This window comes from Amycolatopsis iheyensis, assembly GCF_024703995.1.
Classification (GTDB): Bacteria; Actinomycetota; Actinomycetes; order Mycobacteriales; family Pseudonocardiaceae; genus Amycolatopsis; species Amycolatopsis iheyensis.
Genome location: NZ_JAMXQV010000028.1, coordinates 55,811 through 81,780, shown reverse-complemented (window position 1 = coordinate 81,780; position 25,970 = coordinate 55,811). Strand labels below are relative to the sequence as shown.

Genomic DNA, 25,970 nt, shown 5'->3' with positions numbered 1-25,970 from the left:
GTGACCCGGTTCGCTTCTAGCGTTCTTGGCATGACCACTGACCTGCAGCTGAAGCCGCGACTCGTCTCCCGCGCCCTGCTCCTGCGTTTCGTGTCGATCGTCGGCTCGTCGATCGGCTTCTACCTCCCGCTGTCGGTGGTGCCGCTGTTCGCGAAGCAGACCGGCTCCGACAGCGGCGCGGGGCTCGCGACGGTCGCGCTCCTGCTGGCCACCGTGGCCGCCGAGCTGGTGACGCCGAGGCTGATCGCCCGGGTCGGGTACCGGTGGGCGCTGGCCGTCGGGCTGGTCCTGCTCGGCGCGCCGACCGCGGTGCTGGCCTTCAGCTCGGACGTCCGCGTGATCGTCGCGGTCAGCGTGGTGCGCGGGATCGGGTTCGCCATCGCGATCGTGGCCGGCGGGGCCGTCACCGCCTTGCTGATCCCCGCGGACCGGCGGGGCGAGGGCTTGGCGCTCGTCGGGATCGTCGGCGGGATCCCGAGCCTGCTCGCGTTGCCGGCCGGCGTGTGGGCGGCGGCGCACTGGGGGTTCACGCCGGTGTTCGTCGCGACGACGGTGGCCACGCTCCTGGCGCTGCTGTCGGTGCCCGGCCTGCCGCGCCACGCGGCGACCCGGCGGGAGGACGGCGGCCACGGCGTCGTGGCCGGCCTGCGCAACGCCGTGCTGACCCGGCCCGCGACGGTCTTCGCGGTGGCGGCCGCGGCGGTCGGCGTGGTGGTGACGTTCCTGCCGCTCGCGACGTCGGACCAGCCGGCGTGGATCGCGGCGGGCGCGTTGCTCGCCCAGCAGGCAGCGGCGACGGTGGCTCGCTGGTTCGCCGGCCGGGTGGGCGACCGCCACGGCCCCGGCCGGCTGCTGGTGCCGGGCGTGGTGCTGTCGGCCATCGGGATGGCGGCGATCGCGTACACGGCGACGCCGGCGGCGGTGCTGGGCGGCGCGGTGGTGCTGGGCGCGGGGTTCGGCGCACTGCAGAACGCGACGCTGGTCCTGATGTACGCCCGAGTCCCGGCGGGGGGCGAAAGCGCAGTGAGCGCGATCTGGAACGCGGCTTACGACTTGGGCATGGCGGCTGGTGCGCTCGGGGCGGGCCTGCTCATCGGCTCGGTCGGCTATGCGGCGACCTTCGCGGTTGCGGCGGTGGTGCTGCTGCCGGCGTTGGCGGTGGTGCGCCGGGACTGTCGTCCCTGAACGGGATGGGCGGAGTCGGCGGGCTGGTCGGCGATGCCGCGCCATCGCCCGGACCGGCGCGAGCGCGCCCCGGGCCGGCTGGTCAGCGGCTTGACCGACCTCGCCCGAACCGGCGCGCGGGGCGGAGTCGACGGCTCGACCCGCCACACCGCCCCCATTGCCCTCCCGCCGCTGCCCCGATCCGCCTGACCGGCGCACCGGCGCCGGTGCGCCGGAGTCGGCAGACTGGGTTGCGTGCCGGAGCTGCCCGAAGTCGAACTCGCCCGTCAGGTCCTCGTGGGGGCGCTCGGCCGGAAGATCCGCGACGTCGACGACCACGACGACTGGGTCTGCCGGCCGCATGCGCCCGGGGATCTCGCCGCCGCGTTGCAGGGTGGGCGGCTGACCGAGGCGCACCGGCGGGGCAAGACGCTGTGGTGCGAAACCGAAGGCGCCGACGGCCGGCCCGGCCCGAACCTCGGCCTGCACCTCGGGATGGCCGGCCAACTGCGGTTCGCGGGCGAGAGCGGCCCGCCCGGGCCGGCCCGGTTCCGCGGCCGCGCGGAGAAGCCGGAGTGGTTCCGCTTCGGGCTCACCTTCGCCGACGGCGAACAGCTGCGGTTGTTCGACACCCGCCGCCTCAGCCGGGTGCGGCTCGACCCCGATCTCGACGCGCTCGGCCCGGACGCCGGGGAGGTGTCGCGCCGGGACTTCCTCGAACGCGTCGGCCGGGGGCGGGCGCCGGTGAAGGCGCGGCTGCTGGACCAGTCGGTGCTGGCCGGGATCGGCAACCTGCTGGCCGACGAAACCCTCTGGCAGGCGGCGATCGGCCCGGCCCGGCCGGTCGACGAGCTCGGCCCGGACGACCTGGCGAACCTCCACAAGGCACTGCGCAAGGCGTTGCGCGCGGCGATCCGCCACGGCGGCGTGCACACGGGCGAGATCATCGGCCACCGCCGGGAAGGCGACCACTGCCCGCGCTGCGGCGCGGAGATGGTCCACGGCACGGTCGGCGGACGCTCGACGTGGTGGTGCGCGAAAGAGCAGGCCGGCTAGCGCCCCAAGGCCACCTTCGGTGCGTCTCGCGCACCCAAGGCGGCCTTCGGTGCATCCCACGCACCCAAGGCGGCCTTCGGTGCATCCCACGCACCCAAGGCGGCCTTCGGTGCATCCCACGCACCGAAGGCCACATTGGGGCGCTCGAGCCGAGGCCCGAAAGACCAGCCTCAGCGCGGACCGAGGCCGGTGCGGCCGTCGAGCAGCTCCCGGACCACGTCCAGATGCCCCGCGTGCCGGGCCGTCTCCTCGATCATGTGCAGCACCACCCCACGCACATCGGTGATCTCCTCCCCCAGCACACCCGGGTGCCGTTCCCGCGGCCGCGCGGACAACTCCGTCACCGCGAAGATCTCGTCCGACCGGCGGCACTGCTCGGCGTAGTACGCGAAGACGACCTCCGGAGTCCGCGGCTCGAGGCCGGCCGGACGGACAACCTCCCCCGTGACGATCTCCTGGAACCAGTGCCGCTCCGCGTCCCCGAGGTGCTCCACCAGGCCCAGCGGGGTCCAGCCCGACGGCAGGACCGCCGTCGTCAGCGCCTCCTCGCCGAGGCCGTCGAGGATGGCCAGGACGCTCTCGCGCTGCGCTCGCAGGAACAACTGCAGCGTGCTCTTCTCTCCGGTCACGAGCGGATTTTGTCGTACCCACCCGGTAGCGTCGCGGACATGGCAACACTGGTCACCTTCCACGCCCACCCGGACGACGAATGCCTGCGCACCGCCGGGGTCATGGCCAAGGCCGTCGCGGATGGGCACCGCGTCGTGCTCGTCGTCGCCACCAAGGGCGAGGTCGGCGAAGTCCCCGAGGGTTTTCTCGCCGAGGGCGAACAGCTGTGGGAGCGGCGCGTGCAGGAGTCGCACGCCGCCGCCGCGATCCTCGGCGTCGAACGCGTCGAGTTCCTCGGCTACCGCGACTCGGGCATGATGGGCGAGCCGACGAACGAGGACCCGGCGTGCTTCTGGCGGGCCGACGTCGAGAAGGCCGCCGAAGAACTGGCCGCGATCCTGCGCGAGGAGTCGGCCGACGTCCTGACGGTCTACGACGACAACGGCGACTACGGCCACCCGGACCACATCCAGGTGCACCGCGTGGGCGTCCGCGCCGCCGAGCTGGCCGGCACCGCCCGGGTCTTCCAGGCGACGTTCAACCGGGAGTTCATGCAACGCGGCTTCGAAGCGGCGGTGGAACAAGGGCTGATGCCACCGGAGGCCGCCCCGACCCCGCCGGAAAACGTCGAGTTCGGGAAGCCGGAGGCCGAGATCACGGCGGCGGTCGACGTCTCGAAGTACGTCGCGGTCAAGCGCGAGGCGATGCGGGCGCACCCGAGCCAGATCACCGAGGACATGTTCATGCTCGCCATGCCGGACGACGCTTTCGCGTTCGCCTTCGGCACCGAGTGGTACATCCGGGCCGGGCAGGGGCCGGGGATCACCGAGACCGATCTGATGGCCGGCCTCTGATCACGCCAGCGCGGCGGTCGCGTCCAGCTCCACCAGCTGCCCCGGGAACCCCAGCCGCGCGACGCCGAGCAGCGTGCTCGCCGAGGTGAACGCGGGGCCGATCGCCGACCCCGTGAGCCGGTCCCAGACCGCCGCGAGGGTCGGGCGGTCGTCGGTCGCGACGTAGACCACCGTGCGCACCACGTCGGCCGGCGTGGCGCCCGCGAACTCGAGCGCGGCCGCGGTGTTCGCGATGACCTGGTCGGTCTGGGCGAGCACGTCGCCTGCGACCACCGAGCCGTCCGCGGCGAGCGGGCACTGGCCGGCCAGGTACACGGTGCGGCGGCCCTCGGCCACCGTCACGTGGTGGTACCCCGGCGGTGTGTGCAGTCCGGGCGGGTTGTGTCGTTGAATGGTCACCGTCGCATCATCCGAGGAGCGGCAACCGGATTTCGCGGGAGGGCACGTGCGCAGGACCATCGACTGGGGCGAAGACGCCATCGTCATCATCGACCAGACCGCGCTCCCCGCCGACTTCCGCCTGCTCGAGCTGCGCACGGTCGGCGAGCTCGTCGACGCCGTCAAGCGGCTCGCCGTCCGCGGCGCGCCCGCTCTCGGCGCCGCCGGCGCGCTCGGGGTCGCCCTGGCCGCGCGGCTCGGTGGTGACGTCCGCGCGGACGCCGAGCTGATCGCCCACGCCCGGCCGACCGCCGTGAACCTCGAGTGGGGCGTCGAACGCGCGCTGCGGAAGCTCGACCAAGGCCCCGACGCCGTCCTCGCCGAAGCCCTGGCTCTCCTCACCGAAGACGAAGAACTCAACAAGACCGCGTCCGGGCACGCCGCCGGAATCGTGCGGGAACTGTGCCCCGGCCGGCCGCTGCGGCTGCTCAGCCACTGCAATGCCGGGCAGCTCGCCACCGTCGGCTGGGGCAGCGCCCTCGGCGTCGTCTGGCACCTGCACGAACGGGGGCTCGTCAAGGAAGTCCTCGTCGACGAGACCCGGCCGCTCCTGCAGGGCGCCCGGCTGACCGCCTGGGAGCTCGCCCAGGCGAACGTCCCGTACCGGGTGCAGCCCGATGGCGCCGCCGCCGCGGCGATGGCGCGCGGGATGGTCGACTGCGTGCTCGTCGGCGCCGATCGCATCGCCGCGAACGGAGATGTCGCCAACAAGATCGGCACCTACGGCCTCGCCATCGCCGCGAAGCACCACGGGGTGCCGTTCGTCGTCGTCGCGCCTTCGTCCACAGTGGACATGACCCTGGCGAGCGGCGCGGGCATCGCCATCGAAGAACGCGATGCCCGCGAACTCACCGAACACGCCGGTGTGCCGCTCACGCCGCCGGACGCGCGGGTCTTCAACCCCGCGTTCGACGTGACGCCCCACGACCTGATCACCGCCGTGGTCACCGAACACGGCCGCTTCGCACCCTAGGGACGCGGGCCGATCTCGCGACCGCCGTCGGTCACCGTGATCGCCATCGCCGGGCACGAGTCCGCCGCGTCCAGCACCGTCTCGTCGCCGTCTTCGACGTCCGATACCACGGTGTGGGCCACCGCGCCCTCCAGCGCGAACACCTCCGGCATCAGGGCCGCGCACATCCCCGACCCGATGCAGGTGTGTTCGTCGACTTCCACGTGCCAGCTCATGGTCACCATCCGATCGGCATCGACCGCGGTCCGCGGACGAGCATCTGCGTCTTCCACACGATATCGCCGGCCGGGTGCAGCCCGGGCAGCTCGGTGACCAACGCGCGCAGCGCCTCCTGCAGCTCCAGCCGGGCCAGCGGCGCGCCCAGGCAGTGGTGGACGCCGTGGCCGAAGCCGAGGTGGTGGTTGTCCTCGCGGTCGAAGCGCAGCTGGTCGGCGTCGTCGAACTGCAGCCGGTCGCGGTTCGCCGCGCCCACCGCCACCAGCACCGGCTCGCCCGCCCGCACGACCACGCCGCCGACCTCGACGTCTTCGGTCGCGTACCGCGCGAAGCCGGCGCCCGCGCCCAGGGGCACGAATCGCAGCAGCTCCTCGACCGCGGCCGGGATCAGGTCCGGGTCGGCGACCAGGCGCGCCCACTGCCGGGGCTGGTCCAGCAGCGCGTAGACGAAGTTGGGGATCTGGCTCGCGGTCGTCTCGTGCCCGGCGACCAGGATGCCGACGCACAGGTCGACCAGTTCAAGCTCGGTCAGCCGGTCGCGCGTGTCGCGGGCCTCGATCAACGCCGTCATCAGGTCGTCCTGGGGCGCCGTGCGGTGTTCGGCGATCAGCCCGCGCATGTAGTCGCGCAGCTCTTCGCGGTTGCGCTCGAACTCCTCGGGTGTCAAGCCGCTGGTGGAAAGCGCCGCGTCGCTCCAGACGCGGAACTTCGGCCGGTCCGCGACCGGGACGCCGAGCAGCTCGCAGATCACCGCGACCGGGATCGGCAGTGCGTACAGGTCGACGAGGTCCGCGGGCGGGCCGGCCGCCTTCATCTCCGCGATCAGCCCGGTCGCCAGCGAGGCGACCCGCGGGCGCAGCAGCTCGACGCGCCGCATGGTGAACGCCTTGGCCACCAGCGTCCGCAGCCGCGTGTGGTCCGGCGGGTCCATCTGCAGGATGCCGCCGTCCCGCTGCATCGGCGCGCGGCGCGGCGCGTCCTTCTCCTTCTCCATCGCCCGCGAGAACCGGCGGTCGCCGAGCACCAGCCGGGCGTCGGCGTACCGCGTCGCCAGCCAGGCCGGCTCGCCGTAGGTCATCTTCACCCGGACCATGCCCTCGGCCTCGCGCGCGGCCGCGTAGGCCTCGTTGAGGTCGAGGCCCGCCTCTTCGTTGAAGGGGTATGAGAGCGGCTCGGTGTGGGTGGCAGTCATGTGAGAACCCCCGTGCGTCGGGACTGTCATAACGGAAAGTTTCCGTCCGGATGTCACCGTACGCCATTGCCGAGTCACCGGAACCTAGGTTACGGTGACCTAGGTGTGGATCGAAATCCTCTTGCTGTCGAGGCTCGCCCGCGAGCCGCTGCACGGCTATGAGCTCCGCAAGGCCGTGGAGGCGTCGACGGGCCGCACCCTGTCGAACAACTCGCTGTACCCGACGCTTCGGCGCTTCGTCGACGCGGGCGCGGTGAGCCGCAGCGCGGAGGAACAGGAGGCCAAACCGCCGCGGCACGTCTACACGATCACCGACGTCGGCCGCGAGCTGCTGCACGACCTGCTCGCGGACTTCCCCGACGACCTGGCGCTCAACGAGCCGGAGTTCCTGTCCAGAGTCGGCAACTTCGCGTGGCTGCGCGAGGACGAACGGGCCCGCGTGCTCGACGTCCGCGACCGGGCCCTCGCGGCCGAACACGACCGGCTGACCCGGCTCGTCGCCGAGCAGGCCGACCCGTGGAGCCGGGCGGTGATGCAGCACGTCTGCCGCAGTTTCGGCGCCGAACGCCAGTGGCTGGCCGCACTGAACACCCACGGACCCGAACCGAGGAGCGACGCATGACCACCACCGAAGAGACACCGCGTCTCCCCTTCGCCCGCGCGAACGCGCTCGCCATCGCGCCCGACTACGAAACGCTCCGGCAGTGCTCGCCGCTGAGCCGGGTGCTCACCCCGGCCGGCGACCCGGCGTGGCTGGTGACCTCCTACGAGGAAGCCAAGGAAGTCTTCCGCGACAGGCGGTTCGGCCGGTCGCACCCCGCGCCCGAACAGGCGTCGCGGATCTCCTACGCCGCGGTGCAGGACGGCCCGAGCGGCGACTTCGACAGCGAGGAGCGCGAGCACAAGCGGATGCGCCGCATGCTCGCGCCCGCGTTCAGCGCGCCCCGCATGCGCGCGCTGGGCGACCACATCGCCGAGCTGACCGACCGCTGCCTCGACGACCTGCAGGCCGCCCACGACGCGAACCCCGGCGAGCCGGTCGACCTGACCGACTTCCTCGCGTTCCCGTTGCCGGTGCTGGTGATCTGCGAGCTGCTCGGCGTGCCCTACGCCGACCGCGAGCGGTTCCGCGGCCTCTCCGAGCGGATCGCGATGATGGACGGCGGCGCGGACGCGCAGGCCGCCATGACGGAGTTCAAGGCGTACATGACGGAGCTCGCCGAGGCCAAGCGGAAGGACCCGCAGCCCGACGTCATCTCCGACATGGTCGCGGTCCAGGCCGACGACCCGACGTTCACCGACGACGACCTCGCCCGGATGGGCGCCGGCCTGCTGTTCGCCGGCCACGAGACGACGTCCACGCGGATCGCCATGGGCACGCTGTTCCTGCTCACCGACACCGCCCGGCGCGACCGCTTCGCCGCTGACCCCGAGGGCCAGGTGGCGGCGACGGTCGAGGAGATCCTGCGGCTGACCGCCACCAGCGGCACCGGCCTGCTGCGCTACGCCCACGAAGACGTCGAGATCGGCGGGACGCGCATCATGCGCGGCGACGCGGTGCTCATCTCCAGCGACGCGGCCAACCGCGACGCCGCGGTGTTCGCCGACCCCGACGAGTTCGACCCGGACCGCACGCCGAACGTCCACCTGGCCTTCGGCACCGGCGCGCACGTCTGCATCGGCGCCAACCTCGCCCGCACCGAGCTGCGGACGGTGTTCCCGAAGCTGTTCACCCGCTTCCCCGGCCTGCGGCTGGCGGTCGGGATCGACGAGATCCCGGTCCGCGTCAACCGCGTGGCCGGCGGCGTCGACTCGGTCCCGGTGACCTGGTGATGCGGGTCAGCGTCGACGCCGGCAGCTGCGTGGCGTCCGGGCAGTGCGTGCTGCTCGCGCCCGGGACGTTCGACCAGAACGAGGACGACGGCACGGTCGTCCTCCTCGCGGAGGAACCACCGGCGGCCGAGGCGGACGCGGTCCGGCAGGCGGAGCTGACCTGCCCGGCGGCCGCGATCCGGCTCGCCGGGGCGTAACCCGCTCGACAGCGGGCCTACCGTGGTGATCATGGGGATCTTTCCGCCCACGACCACCGGCGCGCTCACCCGCGGGGATCTGCTTCCCGCGGTGAGCGCGCTGCTCGGCCGCGAAGACGTCGTGCCGTTCACCGACGGCTCACTGCCGGTGTACGCGGTGGGCGAGGACCTCGTCCTCAAGCTGTACCCGCCGCAGTGCCGCGAAGAGCTCGCCACCGAACGCACCGCACTCGAGGTGCTGTCCGGCACGCTGCCGGTGCCGCGCCTCGAAGACACGGGCGAGCGCGACGGCTGGGGTTACCTGCTGATGTCGCGGCTGCCGGGCCGGACGCTGAAGGAGCTGTGGCCGTCACTGTCCCTTGAGGACAAGCGACGGCTGATACCGGAGCTGGGCGAGCTGCTGGCTTCCCTGCACGCCGTCGACGACCCGCGGCTGGCCGTCCTGGCACCCGCGGACTGGGCAGAATTCGTCACGTCGCAACGCGAGCAGGTCGTCGAACACCACCTGCTGACCGGGCTCGACGAAGCGTGGGTGGCGCAGATCCCGGGATTCCTCGACGCCGTCGACCTCGGACGGCCGCCGGTCGTGCCGCTGCACACCGAGTTCATGCGTGCCCACGTGATGCTCGAGAACGGCCACATCACCGGCCTCTTCGACTGGGAACCGGCGATGCTCGGCGCGGCGGAGTACGACTTCGTGGCGGTCGGCCTCTTCGTCACCAGCGGCGACGGCGACCTGCTGCGCCGCTTCCTCGACGGCTACGGGCACTCCGTCGACCCCCGCCGGTGCCTGGCGTACGCATTGCTGCACGTTTACAGCAACTTCCCGTGGTACTTCGAAATCATGCCGGCACCCCCGGAGCCGACGCTCGACGCGCTGGCCGAGGCCTGGTGGGGCGCTCGCTGAAGCACCCCACCGGCTTCTCAGGTCACCACCACGGGTCGGTGCACCGGGTCGACGACGAAATGCCGTGGACCATGCCGCACGCCCGGAACTGCCAGGTCGGCGACGGGTTGGTGCGCTGCGCCGCGCTGGTCTTGGTGCCGCCGGGGCTGCCCACCGCGAACGGCCCGCACTGGATCCAGCTGTGCCCGCCGTCGCGAGTCCAGTCCAGCCAGACCAGGTCGCCGTAGTCGGTGGGCCCCTGGACCTTCGCCCAGCCACGCAGCACGCCGCTGATGTAGCCGGTCTGCAGTTCGACGACGATCAGCCCGCCGGGCACGGCGGAATCCCTTGGCGTGCCGCTGATCCAGTCCGGGATGTCCACGAAACCGTTGGCCCCGCGTTCGCAGTCCGCGGCGGTGTCCGCCGACGCGTTCGCGGCCGGCGCCGCCAGCGCCGTCGTGGTCAGCGCCGCCGCGGCGGCCACCGCGGCCGCGGCCAGTCGAGTACGCATGAGAAGTCTCCCCTCCTGGTGAACTTTCCTCCCATGCGGCGACTCGCCGGTCAGTTTCGGTTCGTTAGCCCGCTCCGGGAGAACCACCCGGACGGCGCACACCGGTCACCGGGGCAACGCGCGACGCAGCAGTTCCGCCAGGTGCACCGCTTCCCGGCCCGACTCCTGGGCGATCTGCGTCCGGCAGCTGAACCCGTCGGACACCACGACCGTCTCCGGGGCGGCCGCGCGGATCGCCGGCAGCATCCGGTCTTCCGCCACCGCCTTCGAGACGTCGTAGTGGCCGCGCTCGAAGCCGAAGTTGCCCGCCAGGCCACAACATCCCGAGTCCAGCGTCGTGGCGCGGACGCCCGCCGCCGCGAGGGCGGACTCGTCGGCGTCGAACCCCAGGACCGCGTGCTGGTGGCAGTGCACCTGCGTGATCGCGTCGACGTCGAGGTCGGCGAACGGGATCGGCGCCCGCGCCAGCAGTTCCGCGAACGTGGACGTCCGGGACGCCAGCAGTTCCGCGCGCGCGTCGCCCGACATCAGCGCCGGCAAGTCGCCGCGGAACAGGGCCGTGCAGCTGGGTTCCAGCCCGGCCACCTCGTAGCCGTCTTCCAGGTACGGCGCCAGCACGGCAAGGGTCCGGTCGAGGACGCGCCGCGCGACGCCGAGCTGGCCCGTCGACACCCAGGTCAGTCCACAGCAGACGCCGCGGTCCGGCAGCACGACGTCGTAGCCCGCCGCGGTCAGGACCTCGTACGCGGCGTCGAGCACCGACGGCGTCAGGTAGTTGTTGAACGAATCCGGCCACAGGACGACCCGGCGCTCCCCCGACGCCCGGCGCCGGAGATCCGCCCGCGACGAGGTGAACGGGGCAGCGGCGAACGAAGGCAGTGCGCGTTCGGAGGCGATCCCGCCCAGCCGTTTCAGCACACGTGCCAAAGGAGAGCGCCCGACGGCGTTGGCCAGCCGCGGCATCCGCGCGCTGACGCGCAACCACAGCGGCAGCCAGCCCATCGAGTAGTGCGACGCCGGACGCAGCCGCCGCCGGTAGTGCTGGTGCAGGAACTCCGCCTTGTACGTGGCTATGTCGACGTCGACCGGGCAGTCCGACAGGCAGCCCTTGCAGGACAGGCACAAGTCGAGCGCGTCGTGCACTTCGGCCGACCGCCAGCCGTCGGTGATCACCTCGCCGTTGATCATCTCGGCCAGCAGGTGCGCGCGTCCGCGCGTCGAGTGCTGCTCCTCGCGGGTGGCGCGGTAGCTCGGGCACATCACCCCGCCTCCGCTGGTGTTGCGGCACTTCCCCACGCCGACGCAGCGCCGCATCGCCTGCCCGAAGCTCCCGCGGTCCTCGGGGTAGCCGAGGAAGACACTGTCCTCGAAGGACTTCGACGTGGCTCGCACGCGCAGGTCCGCGTCGATCGCCCGCGGCGCCACCAGGATGCCGGGGTTCATCCGGCCGGCCGGGTCGAAGATCCCCTTGAACCGGGCGAAGACCGCCATCATCTCCGGGCTGTACATCCGGGACAGCAGCTCCGAGCGCGCCTGCCCGTCGCCGTGCTCACCGGACAGCGAGCCGCCGTGGGACGCGACGAGGTCCGCCGCCTCCTCCAGGAACTGCCGGAACTCCGCCACCCCGGAGGTCGACAGCAGGTCGAAGTCCAGCCGCATGTGCAGGCAGCCTTCGCCGTAGTGGCCGTAGACGACGCTCTTGCGCCCGTGCGCCCGCATGAGGTCCTTGAACTCGCGCAGGTACGCGCCCAGCCGCTCGGGCGGCACGGCCGCGTCCTCCCAGCCGGGCCAGGCTTCGGCGCCGCCCGCGAGCCGGGTCGCCAGGCCGGCGCCCTCCTCGCGGATCCGCCACAGCCGCCGTTGCGCCGCCGGGTCGTCCAGCACCACCGAACCGGTCAGCTCCAGGGACGCGGCCAGCGCGCGAGCCCGCTCGACGGGATCGTCGCCGGCCAGCTCGACGAACAGCCACGCCTCGCCCGGCGGCAGTTCCCCCACCCGGCCGGGCAGCATCGCGACCAGCTCGGCGTCCACCCCCTCGACGGTCAGCGGCGACCACGGCAGGATCGCCGGCACCGCGTCGGCCGCGGCGATGTCCGAAGGAAAGCCCAGCACCGCGAGCACGCGACGAGCAGGCAGCTCGGCCAGCTCGACCTCGGCTTCGAGCACCGTGACGCAGGTGCCCTCCGAGCCGACCAGCGCCTTGGCGACGTCGAACCCGTTCTCCGGCAACAGGTGTTCCAGCCCGTAGCCGGACACGCGCCGCGGCCACGTCGAGAGTTCCTTGCGCAGCAACGCCAGGTTGTCCGACACCAGCGCACGCAGCTCGTCGAAGAGCCGGCCCTCGGTAGGCTCGTCCGGCCCGACCCGCAGCCGCGTGCCGTCGTAGCGCAGGACCTCGAGCGAGCGGACGACGTCGGCCGTGCGGCCCCACGCCACCGAGTGCGAGCCGCATGCGTTGTTGCCGATCATCCCGCCGAGCGTGCAGCGGCTGTGCGTCGACGGGTCCGGGCCGAACCGCAGCCCGTGCGGCGCCGCCACCGCCTGCAGGTCGTCGAGCACCGTGCCGGGCAGCACCCGCGCGAGCCGCTTGCCCGGGTCGAGCGAGAGCACGCCGCCGACGTGCCGGGAGGTGTCGATCACCAGGCCGGGCCCGCACGCGTTCCCGGCGACGCTCGTGCCACCCCCGCGGGCGATCACCGGCAGGTCACGGTCGCGGGCCGCGGCCACCGCGGCGACGATGTCGTCGACGGTCTCCGGCAGCACCACCCCGTGGGGAACGTGCCGGTAGTTGGACGCGTCGGTCGTGTACAGCGCGAGCGTGGCGGCGTCGGTGAGGATCTCCACACCCCCATTCAAGTCGACTTCGCGCGTCCGTACCTCTCCAGCCGGGTATGTCCGAAACCACACCGCGTGTGCGATCGTGGGCGCGTGACGGCAAAGGAGCACGTCGCCGAAGACAGCGCGGTGCTGGGCGAGCTGCTGCGCGAGCGCGAAAAGCTGCTCGGCACGCTCGACCGCGTCGCCGCGCTGCACGGGACCGCGCGCCTGATCCGGGAGACCGTCGGCGCGAAGGCCGGCTTCGTCGCCGAGCTGGACCGGCCCGAGCTGGCCGTGATCCGCTGGATGTCCGGCACCCGCACGGACTCGCTGCAGGACCTCGAAGTGCCGGTCGGCCAGGGCATCGGCGGCCGGGTCCTGGCGCTGGGCCGCCCGGTGCGGGTGAGCGACTACGTCAGCTCGCCGGCGATCACCCACCAGTTCGACGCCCAGGTGCGCGGCGAGGGCCTGGCCGCGATGCTCGCCGTCCCGGTCGTCGCGCGCGGCGAGACCGTCGCCATCGCGTACGCGGCCATGCGGGAGCCCGCCGACTTCGGCGACGACGCCGTCCGGCGGCTGGAGGAGGTCGCGCTCGAAGCCGGGACCGCACTGCACCTGGCCAAGGTCGCCGAGACCGACCGGACGGCCGCGGTGGCCGGCGAGCGCCTGCGGATGCAGAGCGCCCTGCACGACTCCGTCGGCGCGCTGCTGTTCTCCATCGGCGTCCAGGTGCGCGACCTGCACGCGGACGTGCACGGCAACCCCGCCCTGGCGGCGCGGCTGCACCGGCTGGAAGGCGACGTCTCGGCCGCGGCCGGGGCGCTGCGGGAGTCGCTGCTGGCGTTGTCGGAGTCCAGCCCGGAGCGGGCGCTGCCGGTGGAGCTGGCCGAGCACTGCCGCTCCTTCCAGGCGCGCTGCGGGGTCCCGGCGCGGTTCGTGCAGCTCGCGGCGGTGCCGCCGCTGGACGCCGAACGCACCGCGCTGCTCGTGGCCGCGGTCCGCGAAGGCCTGCTCAACGTCGAGAAGCACGCCCGCGCGACGTCGGTGATCGTCAGCCTGCTGCCCAGCGAAGACGGCGTCCAGGTGGTCGTCGCGGACGACGGCACCGGCGCGAGTGCCGTGCCCGGCACGGGCATGGGCCTGCGGACGCTGTCCGGGCGCGCCGCCCGGCTCGGCGGCCGGGTCAGCCTGGTCCGTGATGACGACGACGGCTGCACCCTGCGCGCGTGGGTGCCGCTGGTGCGGCCGTGACGCGCGCGACCGTGCTCGTCGTCGACGACCACCCCGTGGTCCGCGACGGCGTCAGTCTGCTCCTGCGGTCCGACCCGTGCCTGCGGATCGCCGGCTCGGCCGAGTCGGGCCGGGCCGCGATCCAGCGCGTGGCGGAGCTGCGGCCCGACCTCATCCTGCTGGACCTGCGGCTGCCGGACATGCTCGCGCCGGAGGTGATCGCCGAGCTGCGGCGGGTGCACCCGGCCGCGCGGATCGTGGTGTTCACCGCCCACGGCGACCACCAGGGCGTGCTGGCGGCCCTCGATTCGGGGGCGCAGGGCTGCCTGCTCAAGGACGTCGCGGGCACCGACCTGGTCGCGGCGCTGCGGCGGGTGCTGCGCGGCGAGCGCGTCGTGGACCCGCGGATCCTGCCCGACGCCGGGCAGCGGTCGGACGCGCTGGCCCGCAGCGGCCTGACCCGGCGCGAGTACGAGGTGCTGCGGCTGGCCGCGCAGGGCCAGACCAACCCGGAGATCGCGGAGTCGACCGGGCTCGCGCGCAACACGGTGAAGACGTACCTGCAGTCGGCGCTGCACAAGCTGGGCGCCCGCAACCGCGTCGAGGCGATCGGCAAGGCCAGCGAGGCCGGGCTGCTGTGAGATCCTCGGCCGGGTGACGATCGACCTGCACGCGCACAGCACGGCCTCCGACGGGACGACACCGCCGGAGCTGCTCCCCCGGCTCGCCGCCGAGGCCGGGCTGACGGTGCTCGCGCTGACCGACCACGACACCTTCGCGGGCTTGGCCGCGGCCTCCGCCGCGGCGGACCTCGAACTCGTCCCGGGCGTCGAGATCTCTTGCCGCCTCGACGAGTTCGAGGTGCACCTGCTCGGCCTGTTCGTCGATCCCGGTCACGCGCCGCTGGCCGGCGAACTCGAGCTGATCCGCACCGACCGCGAACGCCGTGCGGTGCGGATGGTCGCGCGGTGCCAGGAGCTGGGCGCCCCGATCACCCTCCCGCAGGTGCGGGAGATCGCCGGTGGTGCGGCCCTCGGGCGTCCGCACATCGCGGCGGCGCTGGCCGCGGTGGGCATCACCGAGGCGTTCACGCCGGACTGGATCGCCGACGGCGGCCGGGCGGACGTGCCGAAGCACGTGTTGTCCACTGTGGACGCGATCGGGCTGGTCCGCGCGGCCGGGGGTGCCGCGGTACTGGCGCACCCGCGCTCGGTCAAGCGGCGGGCTTCGGTCTCCGACGCGCAGCTGGCGACCCTCGCCGAGGCCGGGCTCGCCGGGATCGAGGTGGCACACCCGGAGCAGCCGCCGGAAGTCCGGGCCCGGCTGGGTGAGGTGGCCGCGGACCTGGGTCTGCTCGCCACCGGGTCGAGCGACTTCCACGGCGACCGCAAGCCGGTCCGGCTCGGTGAGTGCACGACCTCACCCGAGGTGTTCGCGGCCCTGCGGGAGGCCGCCGTGTCCGTTTCGTAGCCAGCGGGGTCTCCAGGTGGGGGTATCGGATCACCTCCGCCGACCGCAGGATGACCGCCACCGACCGTGACTCACGTCACACGAGTGGAGGAGACGTCGTGCGTCCTGGAGTGAGTTCGTGCTGACCGTGCGTGGTCTCCGGGTGCGGTACGGCCGCTCGACGGCCGCACTGCACGGGGTCGACCTCGACGTCTCCGCCGACGGCGTGCTGGCGGTGCTCGGCAGCAACGGCGCCGGGAAGTCCACCCTGCTCAGGGCCGTTTCCGGCACGCTGCGCATGCACCGCGGCGCGATCGAAGCCGGCGAAATCCGCTACGCCGGCCACGCGCTCGGCAAGCTCGACCCCGCCCGGATCGTCCGGCTCGGCGTCGTCGGGGTGCCCGAAGGCCGGCAGATCTTCGCCCGGATGACGGTCGAGGAGAACCTGCGCGCCGGCGGCATCGGCGCCCGGACCGCGGCCGAGCGGACCGAAGCACACGAGCGCGTCGACGCGCTGTTCCCCGTGCTCACCGAACGCGCGAAGCAACGCGCCGGGCTGCTGTCCGGCGGCGAGCAGCAGATGCTGGCCATCGGGCGGGCGCTGATGTCCGCGCCGAAGCTGCTGCTGCTCGACGAGCCCTCACTCGGGCTCGCGCCGAAGGTCGTCGAGCAGATCGCCCGGACCATCCGCGAAATCCACGAGCAGGGCACGGCCGTGGTGCTGGTGGAGCAGAACGCCGTGATGGCGCTGGGCGTCGCCCAGCACGCGGTGGTGCTGGAGGCCGGCCGGGTCGCGCTGGCCGGGACCGCGGCCGAGCTGGCCGCCAGCCAGGACGTCCAGCGGCTCTACCTCGGCGGACACGCCGAATCGCAGGAAACCGCCGACGCCGAAGCGGAAACCGCACGCGCGCGCCTGGCCGGCCGGACCCTGTCGAGGTGGGCCGGATGACGCCGCCGGAGCTGCGGGTGGAAAGCGTTTCCCTGCGCTTCGGCGGGATCCGCGCGCTCGACGACGTGAGTTTCACCGTCGCACCCGGCTCGCTGCACGCGTTGATCGGGCCGAACGGCGCCGGGAAGTCCAGCTGCTTCAACGTGATCAGCGGTCTCTACCGGGCCGACGAAGGCCGCGTGCGGCTCGGCGACACCGAGCTCACCGGGCTCGCGCCGCACAAGCTCGCCGGCCTCGGCGTCGGCCGGTCATTCCAGAACGCCGCGCTCTCCCCGGGGTCGACCGTGCTGGACAACGTCCTGCTGGGCCGGCACGCGCTGACCCGCGGCGGGTTCCTCGAGGTCGGGCTCCGGCTGCCGTGGACGGTCCGCGCCGAACGGCGGCACGCCGCCCGCGCCCGCGAGATCTGCGCGTTCCTCGGGCTCGACGCGGTCACCGACACCCCGGTCGGCGCGCTGCCCTACGGCGTCGTCAAGCGCGTCGACCTCGCCCGCGCGCTCGCCGTCGAACCGGTGCTGCTCCTGCTCGACGAGCCCGCGGCCGGGATGAACGCGGCCGAAACCGCGGAGCTGGCCGGCACGATCAGCGGGATCCGCGCCGAGCTGGGCATCTCGATCCTGCTCGTCGAGCACGACATGGGCCTGGTGATGGGCATCGCCGACCGGGTCACGGTGCTCGACTTCGGCCGCCGCATCGCCGACGGCACCCCGGCGCAGGTCCAGTCCGACCCGGACGTCATCAAGGCCTACCTCGGCACGGAGGCGGCGTGAACACCTTCCTGCAGCTCACGGTGAACGGCCTCGGCAAGGGCGCGGTGTTCGCGCTGCTCGCGCTGGGGTTCGTCATCATCTTCAAGGCCACCGAAGTGGTGAACTTCGCGCACGGCTCGCTGGTGCTCTTCGGCGGCTACCTCGTCGTCGTGACGCGGGACGCGCTCGGCTGGGCCGGCGCGTCGCTGGTCGGCGTCGTCTCCGCCGGCCTGCTCGGCCTGCTGGTGGAGCGGTTGCTGCTGTCGCGCTCCCGGCACGCCGACGCGAACAGCCTGGCGTTGCTGACCATCGGCGTCGACGTGATCGTCACCGAGGAGATCGTGCGCCGCCTCGGCGTCACGCTGCCCTTCCTCGGCGACGCCTGGGACGCCAAGCCGTTCCAGCTCGGCGGCATCACGCTGTTCCGCACGCACCTGGTCGCGCTCGGCGTCGCGGCGGTGCTGATCGCGGCGTTCTGGCTGGCCTTCAAGTACTCGAACTGGGGCGTCGCGATGCGCGCACAGGCTGAGAACCGCGAAGCCGCCGCGCTGATGGGCATCCGCAGCTCGCGCGTCACCGCGACCGCGTGGCTCGTCGCCGGGCTGCTGGCCGGGGTCGCGGTGCTGTTCATCGCGACGCAGGACTTCTCCGGCGCCGGGCTGTCCCGCGGGACGCACTCGATCGCGCTCGCCGCCTTCCCCGCGGCGATCCTCGGCGGCCTCGACTCGACGGCGGGCGCGGTGGTCGGCGGCCTGGTCGTCGGCATCGTGGAAGCGCTCTCCGCGCAGTACGTCTCGTTCGACTTCTCCAAGAGCGCGGTCTTCCTGGTGATGCTGGTGGTCCTGGTGGTGCGGCCCTCCGGGCTGTTCGGCACGAGGGAGCGAACCCGTGTCTGACAGTGCCGTGTCCGAAGTGGACAGCCCACCGGCCGCCGAACCCGTGCCGCCGAAGCGCCGCGACCTGGGGAAACTGGTGCGCAGGCTCGCCTGGCTCGCGCTGCTGGTCGTCCTGCTCGCGCTGCCGCTCTACCTCGACGCGGCCTGGCTGAAGGCCGGGCAGTACATGATGATCGGCGGGGTCGGCGCGATCGGGCTGACACTGGTGGTCGGGCAGGCCGGACAGCTTTCCCTGGCCCACGCCTTCTTCCTTCTGGCCGGCGGCACCGCCTACACCGTGCTGTCCGGGCCGACCGGCGACGATCGTGTGGTCGGGTTCGGCCTCGACCCCGGACTGTCCCTGCTCGGCGCGGTCGTCGTTTCGGCGTTGCTGGGCCTGGCCTTCGCGCCGGTGGCCGGCCGGCTGCGCGGGATCTACCTCGGCGTCGCGTCGCTGGCACTGGTGTTCCTCGGGCTCTACTTCGGACAGTCGGCCGAGGAGCTGACCGGCGGGACGTCGACCGGACGCGCGCCCGCGCCGTTCTCGCTGTTCGGCTTCCCCTTCACCAACGACGGGCCGCAGCTGTCGATCCTCGGCGTGCCGATCCAACAGGCCGAACGCACCTGGTACCTGTTCCTGCTGCTCACCGTGCTCGCGTTCGTGATCGCGCGCGGCGCGGTGCGCGGCCGCGTCGGCCGGTCGTGGCGGGCGGTGCGCGACAACGAGGCCGCGGCCGCGGTGCTGGGTGTCAGCGTGCTGCGGGCCAAGGCGGGCGCGTTCGCCGTCTCGTCGGCCTACGGCGGGCTCGCCGGCGCGATGACCGTGCTGTGGTTCGACATCCTCAAGCCGGACGAGAGCGAGTTCGGCACCTACGGCATCAACGTGTCCATCGCCTACCTCGCGATGGTCATCATCGGCGGGCTCGGCTCGGTCCCCGGCGCGCTGGTCGGCGCGCTGATCGTCAACGGGCTGCCGCAGGTGCTCGCGCTGTACTCGGCCGACCTCGGCTGGTTCTCCGGCACCGGCGACGGCGCGCTGACCCCGGTGCTGGTCAGCTCGTTCGTCTACGGCGCTGCGATCATCCTCGTCGTGCTGTTCGAGCCCGGCGGGCTCGCCGCGATCGGTCGCCGGCTCACCCGGAAAACCCTGGAGAAACGATGAAACGCACACACCTGGTGGCAGCGCTGACGGCCCTCCTGGCGCTTTCGGCGTGCAGCACGAAAGCGAACGACGCGGGTTCGTCAGGCCCCGACAGCTCCGGCGTCAAGACCGGCAAGGGGGTGACCGCGACCGAGGTGACGCTCGGGGTGATGACCGACAAGTCCGGCGTCTTCAAGAACCTCGGCCTCGGGGTCACCCAGGGCAACGAGCTGTGGGCCAAGGACTTCAACGCCGCCGGCGGGGTCTGCGGCCGGCAGGTGAAGCTCGAAGAGGTCGACCACGGCTACAAGGCCGACACGGCGAAGACGCTGTACCCGCAGATCGAGCCGAAGGTGCTCGGGTTCGTGCAGCTGCTCGGCTCGCCGGTGGTGGCCGCGCTCAAGCAGAACCTGGCCACGGACAAGGCCGTCGCCGCCCCCGCGTCGTGGTCGTCGGAGCTGCTCGACAACCCGTACGTGATGATCGTCGGCACCACCTACGACGTCGAGATGATCGACGGGCTGGCGTACCTGCAGGAGCAGGGACAGCTCAAGGACGGCGACACGATCGGGCACGTCTACATCGACGGCGAGTACGGCAAGAACGGCCTGCGCGGCTCGCAGTTCTACGCGAAGAAGCACAACCTGACGGTCAAGGAAGTCAAGATCACCTCGACCGACAGCGACCTCACCAACGTCGTCACCGGCCTCAAGGGCGCCGGGGTGAAGGTGATCGCGCTGACCACCACGCCCGCGCAGACCGGGTCGGCCGTCGCGGCGAACAAGGCGCTCGGGCTGAACGTGCCGGTGCTGGGCAACAACCCGACGTTCGACCCGGTGCTGCTGAAGAGCCCCGCCGCGGGCGCGCTGGACAAGCTGACGATCGTCGCCAGCAGCGTGCCGTTCTCGGCCGACCTGCCGAAGGCCAAGGACGTCGCGGCGAAGTTCAAGGCCGCCTACAAGGAGACGCCGAACGGCGGGGTGCCCTACGGCTACGCGGTCGGCGAGGTGTGGGGCGCGGTGCTTAAGAAGGCGTGCGACAACAAGGACCTCACCCGCGACGGCATCGCGGCGGCGCTCAAGCAGACGACGTCGGCGAGCACGGACGACCTGGTCGCGGCGCTCGACTTCTCCAAGCCGGGGACGCCGGCGACGCGCCAGGTCTACGCCGCGACCCCGGACGCCTCCGCCGAGGGCGGCGTCCGGTACGTCAAGCCGTTGTTCGAAGCGCCCGAGGCGAAGGAGTACGTGGCGCCGCACCAGAAGTGAGCCGGCGCCCGGCCAGCGCGGCCGCCTCGTGCAGCGGGGTGGTCGCGTTGGCCTTCGCGGCGCTCAGCAGCTCGCGGACGGTGCCTTCGATGGTCTCGACGCGGGCCAGCGCGGCTTCGTGGTCCAGGCCCTCCGCCTCGCGCGAGAGCGTGTAGAGGATGCCGCCCGCGCTCGCCACGTAGTCCGGGACCCACAGGACGCCGCGGGCGGCGAGGTCGTCGGCGACGGTGTCGGCGGTGAGCTGGTTGTTGGCCGGGCCGACGACGAGCGGGACGTCGAGCCGGGCCACCGTCTCCGGGCTGAGCACCCCGCCGACCGCGGCCGGGATCAGCACGTCGGCGGCGAGGGTGAGGGCTTTCTCCGGCTCGACCCAGCTCAGGCCGCCCGCCTCGGCATCGGCGCGCTTGGCCGGGTCGATGTCGGAGACGACGACGTCGGCGCCCGCCGCGTGCAGGCTCGCCGCGAGGTGCGCGCCCACCGAGCCGTAGCCGCTGATCACCACCCGGCGCCCGGTCACCTCCGCGGAGCCGAGCGCGGCCCGGAGCGCGGCGAGCACGCCCACGGCGGTCGGGCCGCTGGAGGAGCCGGTGCCGCCCGCGGCCTCGGGGGTGCACAACGCGAACGCCGACACCTCCCGGAACACCAGCATGTCGGCCGGGCCGGTGCCGACGTCCGGGCCGGCCAGGTAGGCGCCGCCGAACTCGGCGATGAGGTCGGCGTGGTCGAGCAGGACGTCGCGGCGCTCCTCGGGGGAAAGCACCCGGCCGGGTTCCGGCGCGATGACGCTCTTGCCGCCACCGAAGGCGAGCCCGGCGACCGCGCACTTCGCCGTCATGGCCGCCGACAGGCGCAGGACGTCGTCGATCGCGTCGTTCGTCGTGGCGTAGGGCTTGAAGCGGCAGCCGCCGGCGGCCGGGCCGAGGGCGGTCGAGTGGATCGCGACCATCGTCGTGACGCCGGATCGACGGCCACGGCGGAGAATGAGCTGCTCATGTGCGGTCATGTCTGCTGAAGCTAGACTTAACGACGGCCTTGTCGACTCGTCGCCGAACTAAATTCGGCACCGCGGAGGGAGTCACCGTGCTCGACGAACTTGATTCGGCGATCGTGCGGCTGCTGCAGGAGGACGCCCGGCAGACCAACCGGGACATCGCCCGGAAGGTCGGCATCGCGCCCTCGACGTGCCTCGAACGCATCCGGCTGCTGCGCGAACGCGGTGTCATCCGCGGCTACCACGCCGACATCGACCTCGCGAGCCTCAACCGCGGGGTCCGGGCCTTGGTCACGGCGCAGGTGCGGCCGCTGAGCCGGGCCGTCATCGACAGCTTCCAGCGGTCGATCGCCCAGCTCCCGGAGGTGCTTTCGGTGTACGTGACCGCGGGCAGTGACGATTTCCTGCTCGAAGTGACCACCCCGGACATCGACGCACTGCACGCATTCCTGGCCGACCGGCTGGCGTTGCGCCGGGAGATCGTCGGCTTCCGGACGTCGATCGTTTTCCGGCACGTGCGCAAGACCACGCTTGAACCGCTGGCGTAGGGGTATCCGGGGATCACCCGGAAAGACGCGGCACACCACCCCTAAGTGCACCCCCTAAATACCCGGGTTCGCACGCCAAGAGGCGAAAAATGTCGGTGGTGAGTGGTGTCATGGGTCACAACGGGAAGGAGGCGCCGCCATGACAACGGAACTGAACCACCGTGAGCGGGCCACGTTGAGAGCCGTGGCCGGGGGCCACGCCGAAATCAGCTGCAGCTGCGAGCCCGACCTGTTCATCGACGGCCTGAGCTGCTGCGACCAGTCGACCGTGCACCGGCTCGCCCGGCTCGGCATGATCGCGCCGGCCCGGTCCGGCAAGTGCGGCGAGCGGGTGCCCGCCCTGCTCACCGAGGCCGGTTCACAGGCGCTGGAAGAGGTCTTCGCGCTCGCCGCGTAATTCCATTGCTCCACACTGGGGTCCCTGGCAGCATCACCCGATGCACGTATTCCTCGAAACCGAGCGCTTGATCTTCCGCCGGTTCACCGAGAACGACGCCGATGCGCTCTTCGCGCTCTACGACGACCCGGCCGTGATGAAGTACCTCAATGGGGGCCGGCCGGCGGACCGCACGGAGATCGTCGAACTCGATCTCCCCGCGTTCCTCGGTTACTACGAGCGTTTCCCCGGTTACGGGTTCTGGGCGGCGATCGAGAAGAGCAGCGGCGATTTCCTGGGGTGGTTCCACTTCCGGCCCCGGCCGGAGGATCCCGCCGACGAACCGGAGCTGGGGTACCGGCTGCACCAGGCCGCGTGGGGCAAGGGTTACGGCACCGAGGGCTCGGCGGCGTTGCTCGCGATGGGCTTCACCGAGCTGGGGGTCCGGCGCGTCCGGGCGTTCACGATGACGGTGAACCAGGCTTCGCGCCGGGTGATGGAGAAACTGGGGATGACGTTCGTCCGCACGTACTTCGAGGAGTTCCCGGAGCACGAGCGCGCACCGGGCGCGGAACAGGGCGAAGTCGAGTACGCGATCACCCGTGAAGAGTGGTCTGCCGCGGCCGCGGCAGACCACTCGGCTCAGCGGTAGATCTCGAACTCGTAGATCCGGGCCGCGCCGTTGCCGTCGTTGGCCGGGGTGGTGAGGTTCAGCTTCACGTACCGGGCCGAGCGGGCCGAGATCGAGTGGTACGTGCGGCTGGCCCGCGAACCGGACACCGACGCGACCGTCGTCCAGCTCGAGCCGTCGGTCGACGTCTGGATCGTGAACGCGCCGGTGTTCCAGCCCGTGGTCTCGCCGCCGAGGCCGGCGTGCTTGACCACGAACTTCGACACGTCCTGCGCCGACCCGAGGTCGACCTGGAGGAACTTCGTCGCCGCGGTGCTGCAGAACTTGCTGTTGTTCGCCAGGCTGCCGTCGACGGCCTTGGCCGCGCTCTCGGCCGAGTTGCACGACGCCGAACCGTTGGCCGCCTTGCCCTGCGCCAGGTTCGTGCCGAGGTCCGGCGCGGCCGGCGGCTGCGTCGCGCCGTCGGTGTAGGACGGCGGCACGTCGGCGGCGTTCGTGCCCCAGGCGCTCGGCGACGAGCCCATCGTGTAGCCGAGCGTCGACGCACCCGCGATGTCGCCGTAGCGGATCCACGACTTCGACGTCGCGGTCCCGTTGACGCTCAGGCTCTGCACGTACTGCGCGCCCTGGCCCGCGCCGGCGCCGGTGATCCGGATCGTCCCGCTCGGCCGGATGATCGAGACCCCGGAGAACAGCGGGCCGTGCAGGGCCAGGACGTCCGAGCCCGGCGTCGCCGGGTACATGCCCAGCGCGGCGAAGACGTACCAGGCCGACGTCGCGCCGAGGTCGTCGTTGCCGGGCAGGCCGCCCGCGCCGGTGGTGAACGACTCGTTCATCACGCGCCGCACCGCCGAACTGGTGCCTTCCGGGTGAGCGGCGTAGTTGTACGCCCACGGCACGCCGTGCTCGGGCTCGTTGCCGATGTAGAAGTACGGCTGGGTGAGGCCGCCGTTGAGCTGGGTGAAGTGGTGGTCCAGCCGCTGCACGGCGGTCTGGCGGCCGCCCATCAGGTTGATCACGCCCTGGTAGTCGTAGGGCACCATCCAGGTGTACTGCGACGGGTTGCCCTCGGTGTAGCCGCTGTTGCTCGACGGCACGACCGGCCACGCCCACGTGCCCGTGCTGCCGCGCGGCTGGACGTAGCCCGAGTCGGGGCCGAAGACGTTCTGCCACCACTGGGCGCGCTGCATGTAGGTGGTGTACTTCGTGGTGTCGCCGACGGCCTTCGCGAACTGCGCCACCGCGAAGTCCGAAGCCGAGTACTCGAGCGAGTCCGACGGGTCTTCGGTGATGTAGTGCCGGCTGACGTACCCGGACTGGCGGCCGCGGATCGCCTGCCCCTGCGCGGTGCCGCCGTTGGAGCTCTTGTCCATCAGCGTCAGCGCCGCGGCGGTGTCGAAGCCGCGGACCCCGAAGGCGTACATGCTGCCGACGACGATCGGGCCCGGATCACCGGTCATCACGAAGTGTTCGTTGTTGTTGTGCGACCACTTGGGCAGCAGCCCGCCCTGCTGGCCGTCGAGCACCATGGACTTGGCGATGTCACTGGCTTCGTTCGGGGCGACGAGCCCGATCAGCGCGGCCCACGAGCGGTAGATGTCCCAGCCGGAGTAGTTCTGGTAGACGGTGTGCGACGCGGTGTGGATCGCCTGGTCGAACCCGCGGTACTGGCCGTTGGTGTCGCTGGCGATGTTCGGGTTCTGGAACACGTGGTACAGCGCGGTGTAGAACTTCTGCAGGTCGGCGGCGGTGCCGCTGTCCACCTGCACGCGGTTGAGGATGGTGTTCCAGCTCGTGTCGGCCGCGGCGCGCGTCCCGGCGAAGTCGAAGCCGGGTTGCTCGGCGGCGAGGTTCGCCTGCGCGTTGGCCAGGCTGACGAACGAGATGCCGACCTTCGCCTGCACCGTCGTGTTGCTCGAGGTGTCGAAGGTGACGTAGCCGCCGGAGTTCGTGCCGCTGGTGCTCGCCGACCCGGCGCTCACCGTGCCGCCGAGCCAGGTGCCGAACCCGCTGGGCGCGCGGTCGAACTGGATGACGTAGAAGATCTGGTAGGTCTTCGACGAGCCGCAGAAGCCGCCGCCGGTCACCGCGCCGGTGAGCTGGCTGCCGCTGATGCTGATGGACCCGTTGCGGTTGCCGGTGGCGCTGCGCCCGGTGTTGACGAGCAGCCGCGCGGACGTCGTGTTCGGGTAGGTCAGCTTCAGCGCGCCGGACCGCTTGGTGGCCGACAGCTCGACGGTGGTGTTGTAGTTGTCGAGCTTGTTCTTGTAGTAGCCGGGCGCGGCGGACTCGTTGGCTTTGGTGTAGCGGCCGGCATAGGTGGTCCAGCCGGTGCCCGGTGAAGTGCCGATGGCGCCGGTGATCGGCAACAGGCCGAGGTCTTCGTTGTTGGGGCAGCCCGCGCCGTTGAAGTGGGTGAGGCTGAACTCCTCGATGCTGGTGTCGCTGTAGCGGTAGCCGGAGGGCGAACCGGTCGGGGTGTCCGGGCTGAACTGCGTCATGCCGAACGGCACGGAGGCGCCCGGGTAGGTGCTGCCACCGGCACCACCGGGCACCGGGTTCGGCGAGTTGCTGTTGTCGGTGCCGATGAAGGGATTCACGTACTGCGTAAGGGCCAACGTCGCCGCGTGGGCGGGCGTTGTGGTGGCGAGCCCCGCCGCCGCGAGGATGACGGCGAGCGCGGCACCGCGCACCCGTCTGGCGAGTGGTCCGGACATGGAACCTTCCCTCCTTGTCGCACGCTTCCCACCGGGCGACAACGTTGTCGGACAAGCGTTTCTGACAACGTTGTCAATTAGGCGCGAGCCGCGTCGACGACGTTGTGGCGATCGAGGTGGCACCGGAACTCGGTGGCACGACATGGTGCCACGGCCGGACTCCGCCACGGAAGCACCAAAAGTCCGTTGTGCGCCAAGCGGTTCGCGACCGGACCACGCACCGGCCATGGTCCACCCACCCGCAGCCGTGTCGTCCCCCGAATCACGCGTGTCGACCCTCCGATCACTCGTGTCGACCCC

At 72.0% G+C, this 25,970-nt stretch carries 27 protein-coding genes; 19 read left to right on the top strand and 8 right to left on the bottom strand.

What is annotated here, in order from left to right:
* The first annotated feature begins 30 nt into the window (after positions 1-30).
* Together M8542_RS39210 and M8542_RS39205 are read left to right on the top strand one after the other, a co-directional pair.
* Positions 31-1,185 (top strand): MFS transporter, encoded by a 1,155-nt coding sequence (locus M8542_RS39210; protein ID WP_257925428.1) that lies wholly within the window; start codon positions 31-33, stop codon positions 1,183-1,185.
* Positions 1,186-1,419: 234 nt separating this feature from the next.
* Positions 1,420-2,220 carry an Fpg/Nei family DNA glycosylase gene (locus M8542_RS39205; RefSeq protein WP_257925427.1) on the top strand — a complete coding sequence of 267 codons (801 nt, stop codon included), beginning with the start codon at positions 1,420-1,422 and terminating at the stop codon, positions 2,218-2,220.
* A 170-nt stretch (positions 2,221-2,390) separates the two neighbouring features.
* Here M8542_RS39205 and M8542_RS39200 read toward each other — a convergent pair whose 3' ends face one another.
* Positions 2,391-2,849: a DinB family protein gene (locus M8542_RS39200; protein ID WP_257925426.1), complete on the bottom strand. Its 459-nt coding sequence runs from the start codon at positions 2,847-2,849 to the stop codon at positions 2,391-2,393.
* A 39-nt stretch (positions 2,850-2,888) separates the two neighbouring features.
* Between M8542_RS39200 and M8542_RS39195 the strand changes: the two genes are divergently transcribed.
* Positions 2,889-3,683 (top strand): PIG-L family deacetylase, encoded by a 795-nt coding sequence (locus M8542_RS39195; protein ID WP_257925425.1) that lies wholly within the window; start codon positions 2,889-2,891, stop codon positions 3,681-3,683.
* Here the strand turns inward: M8542_RS39195 and M8542_RS39190 are convergent, their stop codons facing one another.
* Positions 3,684-4,082 carry a RidA family protein gene (locus tag M8542_RS39190; protein ID WP_257925424.1) on the bottom strand — a complete coding sequence of 133 codons (399 nt, stop codon included), beginning with the start codon at positions 4,080-4,082 and terminating at the stop codon, positions 3,684-3,686.
* A 46-nt stretch (positions 4,083-4,128) separates the two neighbouring features.
* Here M8542_RS39190 and mtnA point away from each other — a divergent pair, with 46 nt between their 5' ends.
* Complete coding sequence (mtnA, locus tag M8542_RS39185; RefSeq protein WP_257925423.1) at positions 4,129-5,094, top strand: S-methyl-5-thioribose-1-phosphate isomerase; 966 nt, start codon at positions 4,129-4,131, stop codon at positions 5,092-5,094.
* Here the strand turns inward: mtnA and M8542_RS39180 are convergent.
* On the bottom strand, positions 5,091-5,309 hold the full coding sequence (locus tag M8542_RS39180) for a ferredoxin (RefSeq protein ID WP_257925422.1): 219 nt from the start codon (positions 5,307-5,309) through the stop codon (positions 5,091-5,093). The genes mtnA and M8542_RS39180 overlap by 4 nt on opposite strands.
* A gap of 2 nt (positions 5,310-5,311) precedes the next feature.
* Positions 5,312-6,502 carry a cytochrome P450 gene (locus M8542_RS39175; protein ID WP_257925421.1) on the bottom strand — a complete coding sequence of 397 codons (1,191 nt, stop codon included), beginning with the start codon at positions 6,500-6,502 and terminating at the stop codon, positions 5,312-5,314.
* A gap of 103 nt (positions 6,503-6,605) precedes the next feature.
* On the opposite strand from M8542_RS39175, the gene M8542_RS39170 reads away from it, so the two are divergent.
* From M8542_RS39170 to M8542_RS39155, 4 genes are read left to right on the top strand one after another with little or no spacing between them, the layout of a single operon-like run.
* A complete protein-coding gene (locus M8542_RS39170) occupies positions 6,606-7,124 on the top strand; it encodes a PadR family transcriptional regulator (protein ID WP_257925420.1) in 519 nt (172 codons plus the stop codon).
* Positions 7,121-8,335 (top strand): cytochrome P450, encoded by a 1,215-nt coding sequence (locus M8542_RS39165; RefSeq protein ID WP_257925419.1) that lies wholly within the window; start codon positions 7,121-7,123, stop codon positions 8,333-8,335. Before M8542_RS39170 ends, M8542_RS39165 begins: the two co-directional genes overlap by 4 nt.
* Positions 8,335-8,532, top strand: coding sequence for a ferredoxin (locus M8542_RS39160; protein ID WP_257925496.1), 198 nt, complete (start codon positions 8,335-8,337; stop codon positions 8,530-8,532). The genes M8542_RS39165 and M8542_RS39160 overlap by 1 nt, the downstream gene beginning before the upstream one ends.
* A gap of 31 nt (positions 8,533-8,563) precedes the next feature.
* The gene (locus M8542_RS39155; protein ID WP_257925418.1) at positions 8,564-9,439 is read left to right on the top strand and encodes a phosphotransferase family protein; all 876 of its coding nucleotides are present in this window, start codon (positions 8,564-8,566) and stop codon (positions 9,437-9,439) included.
* A 22-nt stretch (positions 9,440-9,461) separates the two neighbouring features.
* Here the strand turns inward: M8542_RS39155 and M8542_RS39150 are convergent, their stop codons facing one another.
* Together M8542_RS39150 and M8542_RS39145 are read right to left on the bottom strand one after the other, a co-directional pair.
* Positions 9,462-9,929 (bottom strand): hypothetical protein, encoded by a 468-nt coding sequence (locus M8542_RS39150; protein ID WP_257925417.1) that lies wholly within the window; start codon positions 9,927-9,929, stop codon positions 9,462-9,464.
* 105 nt (positions 9,930-10,034) lie between these two features.
* Positions 10,035-12,773 (bottom strand): FAD-binding and (Fe-S)-binding domain-containing protein, encoded by a 2,739-nt coding sequence (locus tag M8542_RS39145; RefSeq protein WP_257925416.1) that lies wholly within the window; start codon positions 12,771-12,773, stop codon positions 10,035-10,037.
* Between the two features lie 84 nt (positions 12,774-12,857).
* On the opposite strand from M8542_RS39145, the gene M8542_RS39140 reads away from it, so the two are divergent.
* The 8 genes from M8542_RS39140 (at position 12,858) to M8542_RS39105 (ending at position 20,407) form a co-directional block, all read left to right on the top strand.
* On the top strand, positions 12,858-13,997 hold the full coding sequence (locus M8542_RS39140; protein ID WP_257925415.1) for a GAF domain-containing sensor histidine kinase: 1,140 nt from the start codon (positions 12,858-12,860) through the stop codon (positions 13,995-13,997).
* Positions 13,994-14,617, top strand: a complete 624-nt coding sequence (locus M8542_RS39135) for a response regulator (protein WP_257925414.1) — start codon at positions 13,994-13,996, stop codon at positions 14,615-14,617. Before M8542_RS39140 ends, M8542_RS39135 begins: the two co-directional genes overlap by 4 nt.
* Positions 14,618-14,630: 13 nt before the next feature.
* Complete coding sequence (locus tag M8542_RS39130; RefSeq protein ID WP_257925413.1) at positions 14,631-15,446, top strand: PHP domain-containing protein; 816 nt, start codon at positions 14,631-14,633, stop codon at positions 15,444-15,446.
* Positions 15,447-15,564: 118 nt separating this feature from the next.
* Positions 15,565-16,374: an ABC transporter ATP-binding protein gene (locus M8542_RS39125; RefSeq protein ID WP_257925412.1), complete on the top strand. Its 810-nt coding sequence runs from the start codon at positions 15,565-15,567 to the stop codon at positions 16,372-16,374.
* Positions 16,371-17,144 (top strand): ABC transporter ATP-binding protein, encoded by a 774-nt coding sequence (locus M8542_RS39120; RefSeq protein ID WP_257925411.1) that lies wholly within the window; start codon positions 16,371-16,373, stop codon positions 17,142-17,144. Before M8542_RS39125 ends, M8542_RS39120 begins: the two co-directional genes overlap by 4 nt.
* Positions 17,141-18,019, top strand: a complete 879-nt coding sequence (locus tag M8542_RS39115) for a branched-chain amino acid ABC transporter permease (protein WP_257925410.1) — start codon at positions 17,141-17,143, stop codon at positions 18,017-18,019. Before M8542_RS39120 ends, M8542_RS39115 begins: the two co-directional genes overlap by 4 nt.
* 43 nt (positions 18,020-18,062) lie before the next feature.
* Positions 18,063-19,160 carry a branched-chain amino acid ABC transporter permease gene (locus tag M8542_RS39110; protein ID WP_372508715.1) on the top strand — a complete coding sequence of 366 codons (1,098 nt, stop codon included), beginning with the start codon at positions 18,063-18,065 and terminating at the stop codon, positions 19,158-19,160.
* On the top strand, positions 19,157-20,407 hold the full coding sequence (locus tag M8542_RS39105; RefSeq protein WP_257925408.1) for an ABC transporter substrate-binding protein: 1,251 nt from the start codon (positions 19,157-19,159) through the stop codon (positions 20,405-20,407). The genes M8542_RS39110 and M8542_RS39105 overlap by 4 nt, the downstream gene beginning before the upstream one ends.
* Here the strand turns inward: M8542_RS39105 and M8542_RS39100 are convergent.
* A complete protein-coding gene (locus M8542_RS39100; RefSeq protein WP_257925407.1) occupies positions 20,349-21,410 on the bottom strand; it encodes a Glu/Leu/Phe/Val dehydrogenase dimerization domain-containing protein in 1,062 nt (353 codons plus the stop codon). The two genes, M8542_RS39105 and M8542_RS39100, sit on opposite strands and share 59 nt — an antisense overlap.
* A 77-nt stretch (positions 21,411-21,487) precedes the next feature.
* Here M8542_RS39100 and M8542_RS39095 point away from each other — a divergent pair, with 77 nt between their 5' ends.
* The 3 genes from M8542_RS39095 (at position 21,488) to M8542_RS39085 (ending at position 22,974) form a co-directional block, all read left to right on the top strand.
* A complete protein-coding gene (locus tag M8542_RS39095) occupies positions 21,488-21,946 on the top strand; it encodes an Lrp/AsnC family transcriptional regulator (protein WP_257925406.1) in 459 nt (152 codons plus the stop codon).
* 139 nt (positions 21,947-22,085) lie between these two features.
* Complete coding sequence (locus tag M8542_RS39090) at positions 22,086-22,343, top strand: hypothetical protein (RefSeq protein ID WP_257925405.1); 258 nt, start codon at positions 22,086-22,088, stop codon at positions 22,341-22,343.
* A 40-nt stretch (positions 22,344-22,383) separates the two neighbouring features.
* A complete protein-coding gene (locus M8542_RS39085) occupies positions 22,384-22,974 on the top strand; it encodes a GNAT family N-acetyltransferase (protein ID WP_257925404.1) in 591 nt (196 codons plus the stop codon).
* Here M8542_RS39085 and M8542_RS39080 read toward each other — a convergent pair.
* Positions 22,965-25,670, bottom strand: a complete 2,706-nt coding sequence (locus M8542_RS39080; protein ID WP_257925403.1) for a GH92 family glycosyl hydrolase — start codon at positions 25,668-25,670, stop codon at positions 22,965-22,967. The two genes, M8542_RS39085 and M8542_RS39080, sit on opposite strands and share 10 nt — an antisense overlap.
* Positions 25,671-25,970 lie beyond the last annotated feature (300 nt).

Bases quoted from the DNA above. Each gene is read 5' to 3' on its own strand.
- M8542_RS39085 (WP_257925404.1), top strand. From the start codon at position 22,384: ATGCACGTATTCCTCGAAACCGAGCGCTTGATCTTCCGCCGGTTCACC.
- M8542_RS39155 (WP_257925418.1), top strand. From the start codon at position 8,564: ATGGGGATCTTTCCGCCCACGACCACCGGCGCGCTCACCCGCGGGGAT.
- M8542_RS39165 (WP_257925419.1), top strand. From the start codon at position 7,121: ATGACCACCACCGAAGAGACACCGCGTCTCCCCTTCGCCCGCGCGAAC.
- M8542_RS39160 (WP_257925496.1), top strand. From the start codon at position 8,335: ATGCGGGTCAGCGTCGACGCCGGCAGCTGCGTGGCGTCCGGGCAGTGC.
- M8542_RS39120 (WP_257925411.1), top strand. From the start codon at position 16,371: ATGACGCCGCCGGAGCTGCGGGTGGAAAGCGTTTCCCTGCGCTTCGGC.
- M8542_RS39180 (WP_257925422.1), bottom strand. From the start codon at position 5,309: ATGAGCTGGCACGTGGAAGTCGACGAACACACCTGCATCGGGTCGGGG.
- M8542_RS39105 (WP_257925408.1), top strand. From the start codon at position 19,157: ATGAAACGCACACACCTGGTGGCAGCGCTGACGGCCCTCCTGGCGCTT.
- M8542_RS39175 (WP_257925421.1), bottom strand. From the start codon at position 6,502: ATGACTGCCACCCACACCGAGCCGCTCTCATACCCCTTCAACGAAGAG.
- M8542_RS39150 (WP_257925417.1), bottom strand. From the start codon at position 9,929: ATGCGTACTCGACTGGCCGCGGCCGCGGTGGCCGCCGCGGCGGCGCTG.
- M8542_RS39210 (WP_257925428.1), top strand. From the start codon at position 31: ATGACCACTGACCTGCAGCTGAAGCCGCGACTCGTCTCCCGCGCCCTG.
- M8542_RS39100 (WP_257925407.1), bottom strand. From the start codon at position 21,410: ATGACCGCACATGAGCAGCTCATTCTCCGCCGTGGCCGTCGATCCGGC.
- M8542_RS39195 (WP_257925425.1), top strand. From the start codon at position 2,889: ATGGCAACACTGGTCACCTTCCACGCCCACCCGGACGACGAATGCCTG.
- M8542_RS39080 (WP_257925403.1), bottom strand. From the start codon at position 25,670: ATGTCCGGACCACTCGCCAGACGGGTGCGCGGTGCCGCGCTCGCCGTC.
- M8542_RS39090 (WP_257925405.1), top strand. From the start codon at position 22,086: ATGACAACGGAACTGAACCACCGTGAGCGGGCCACGTTGAGAGCCGTG.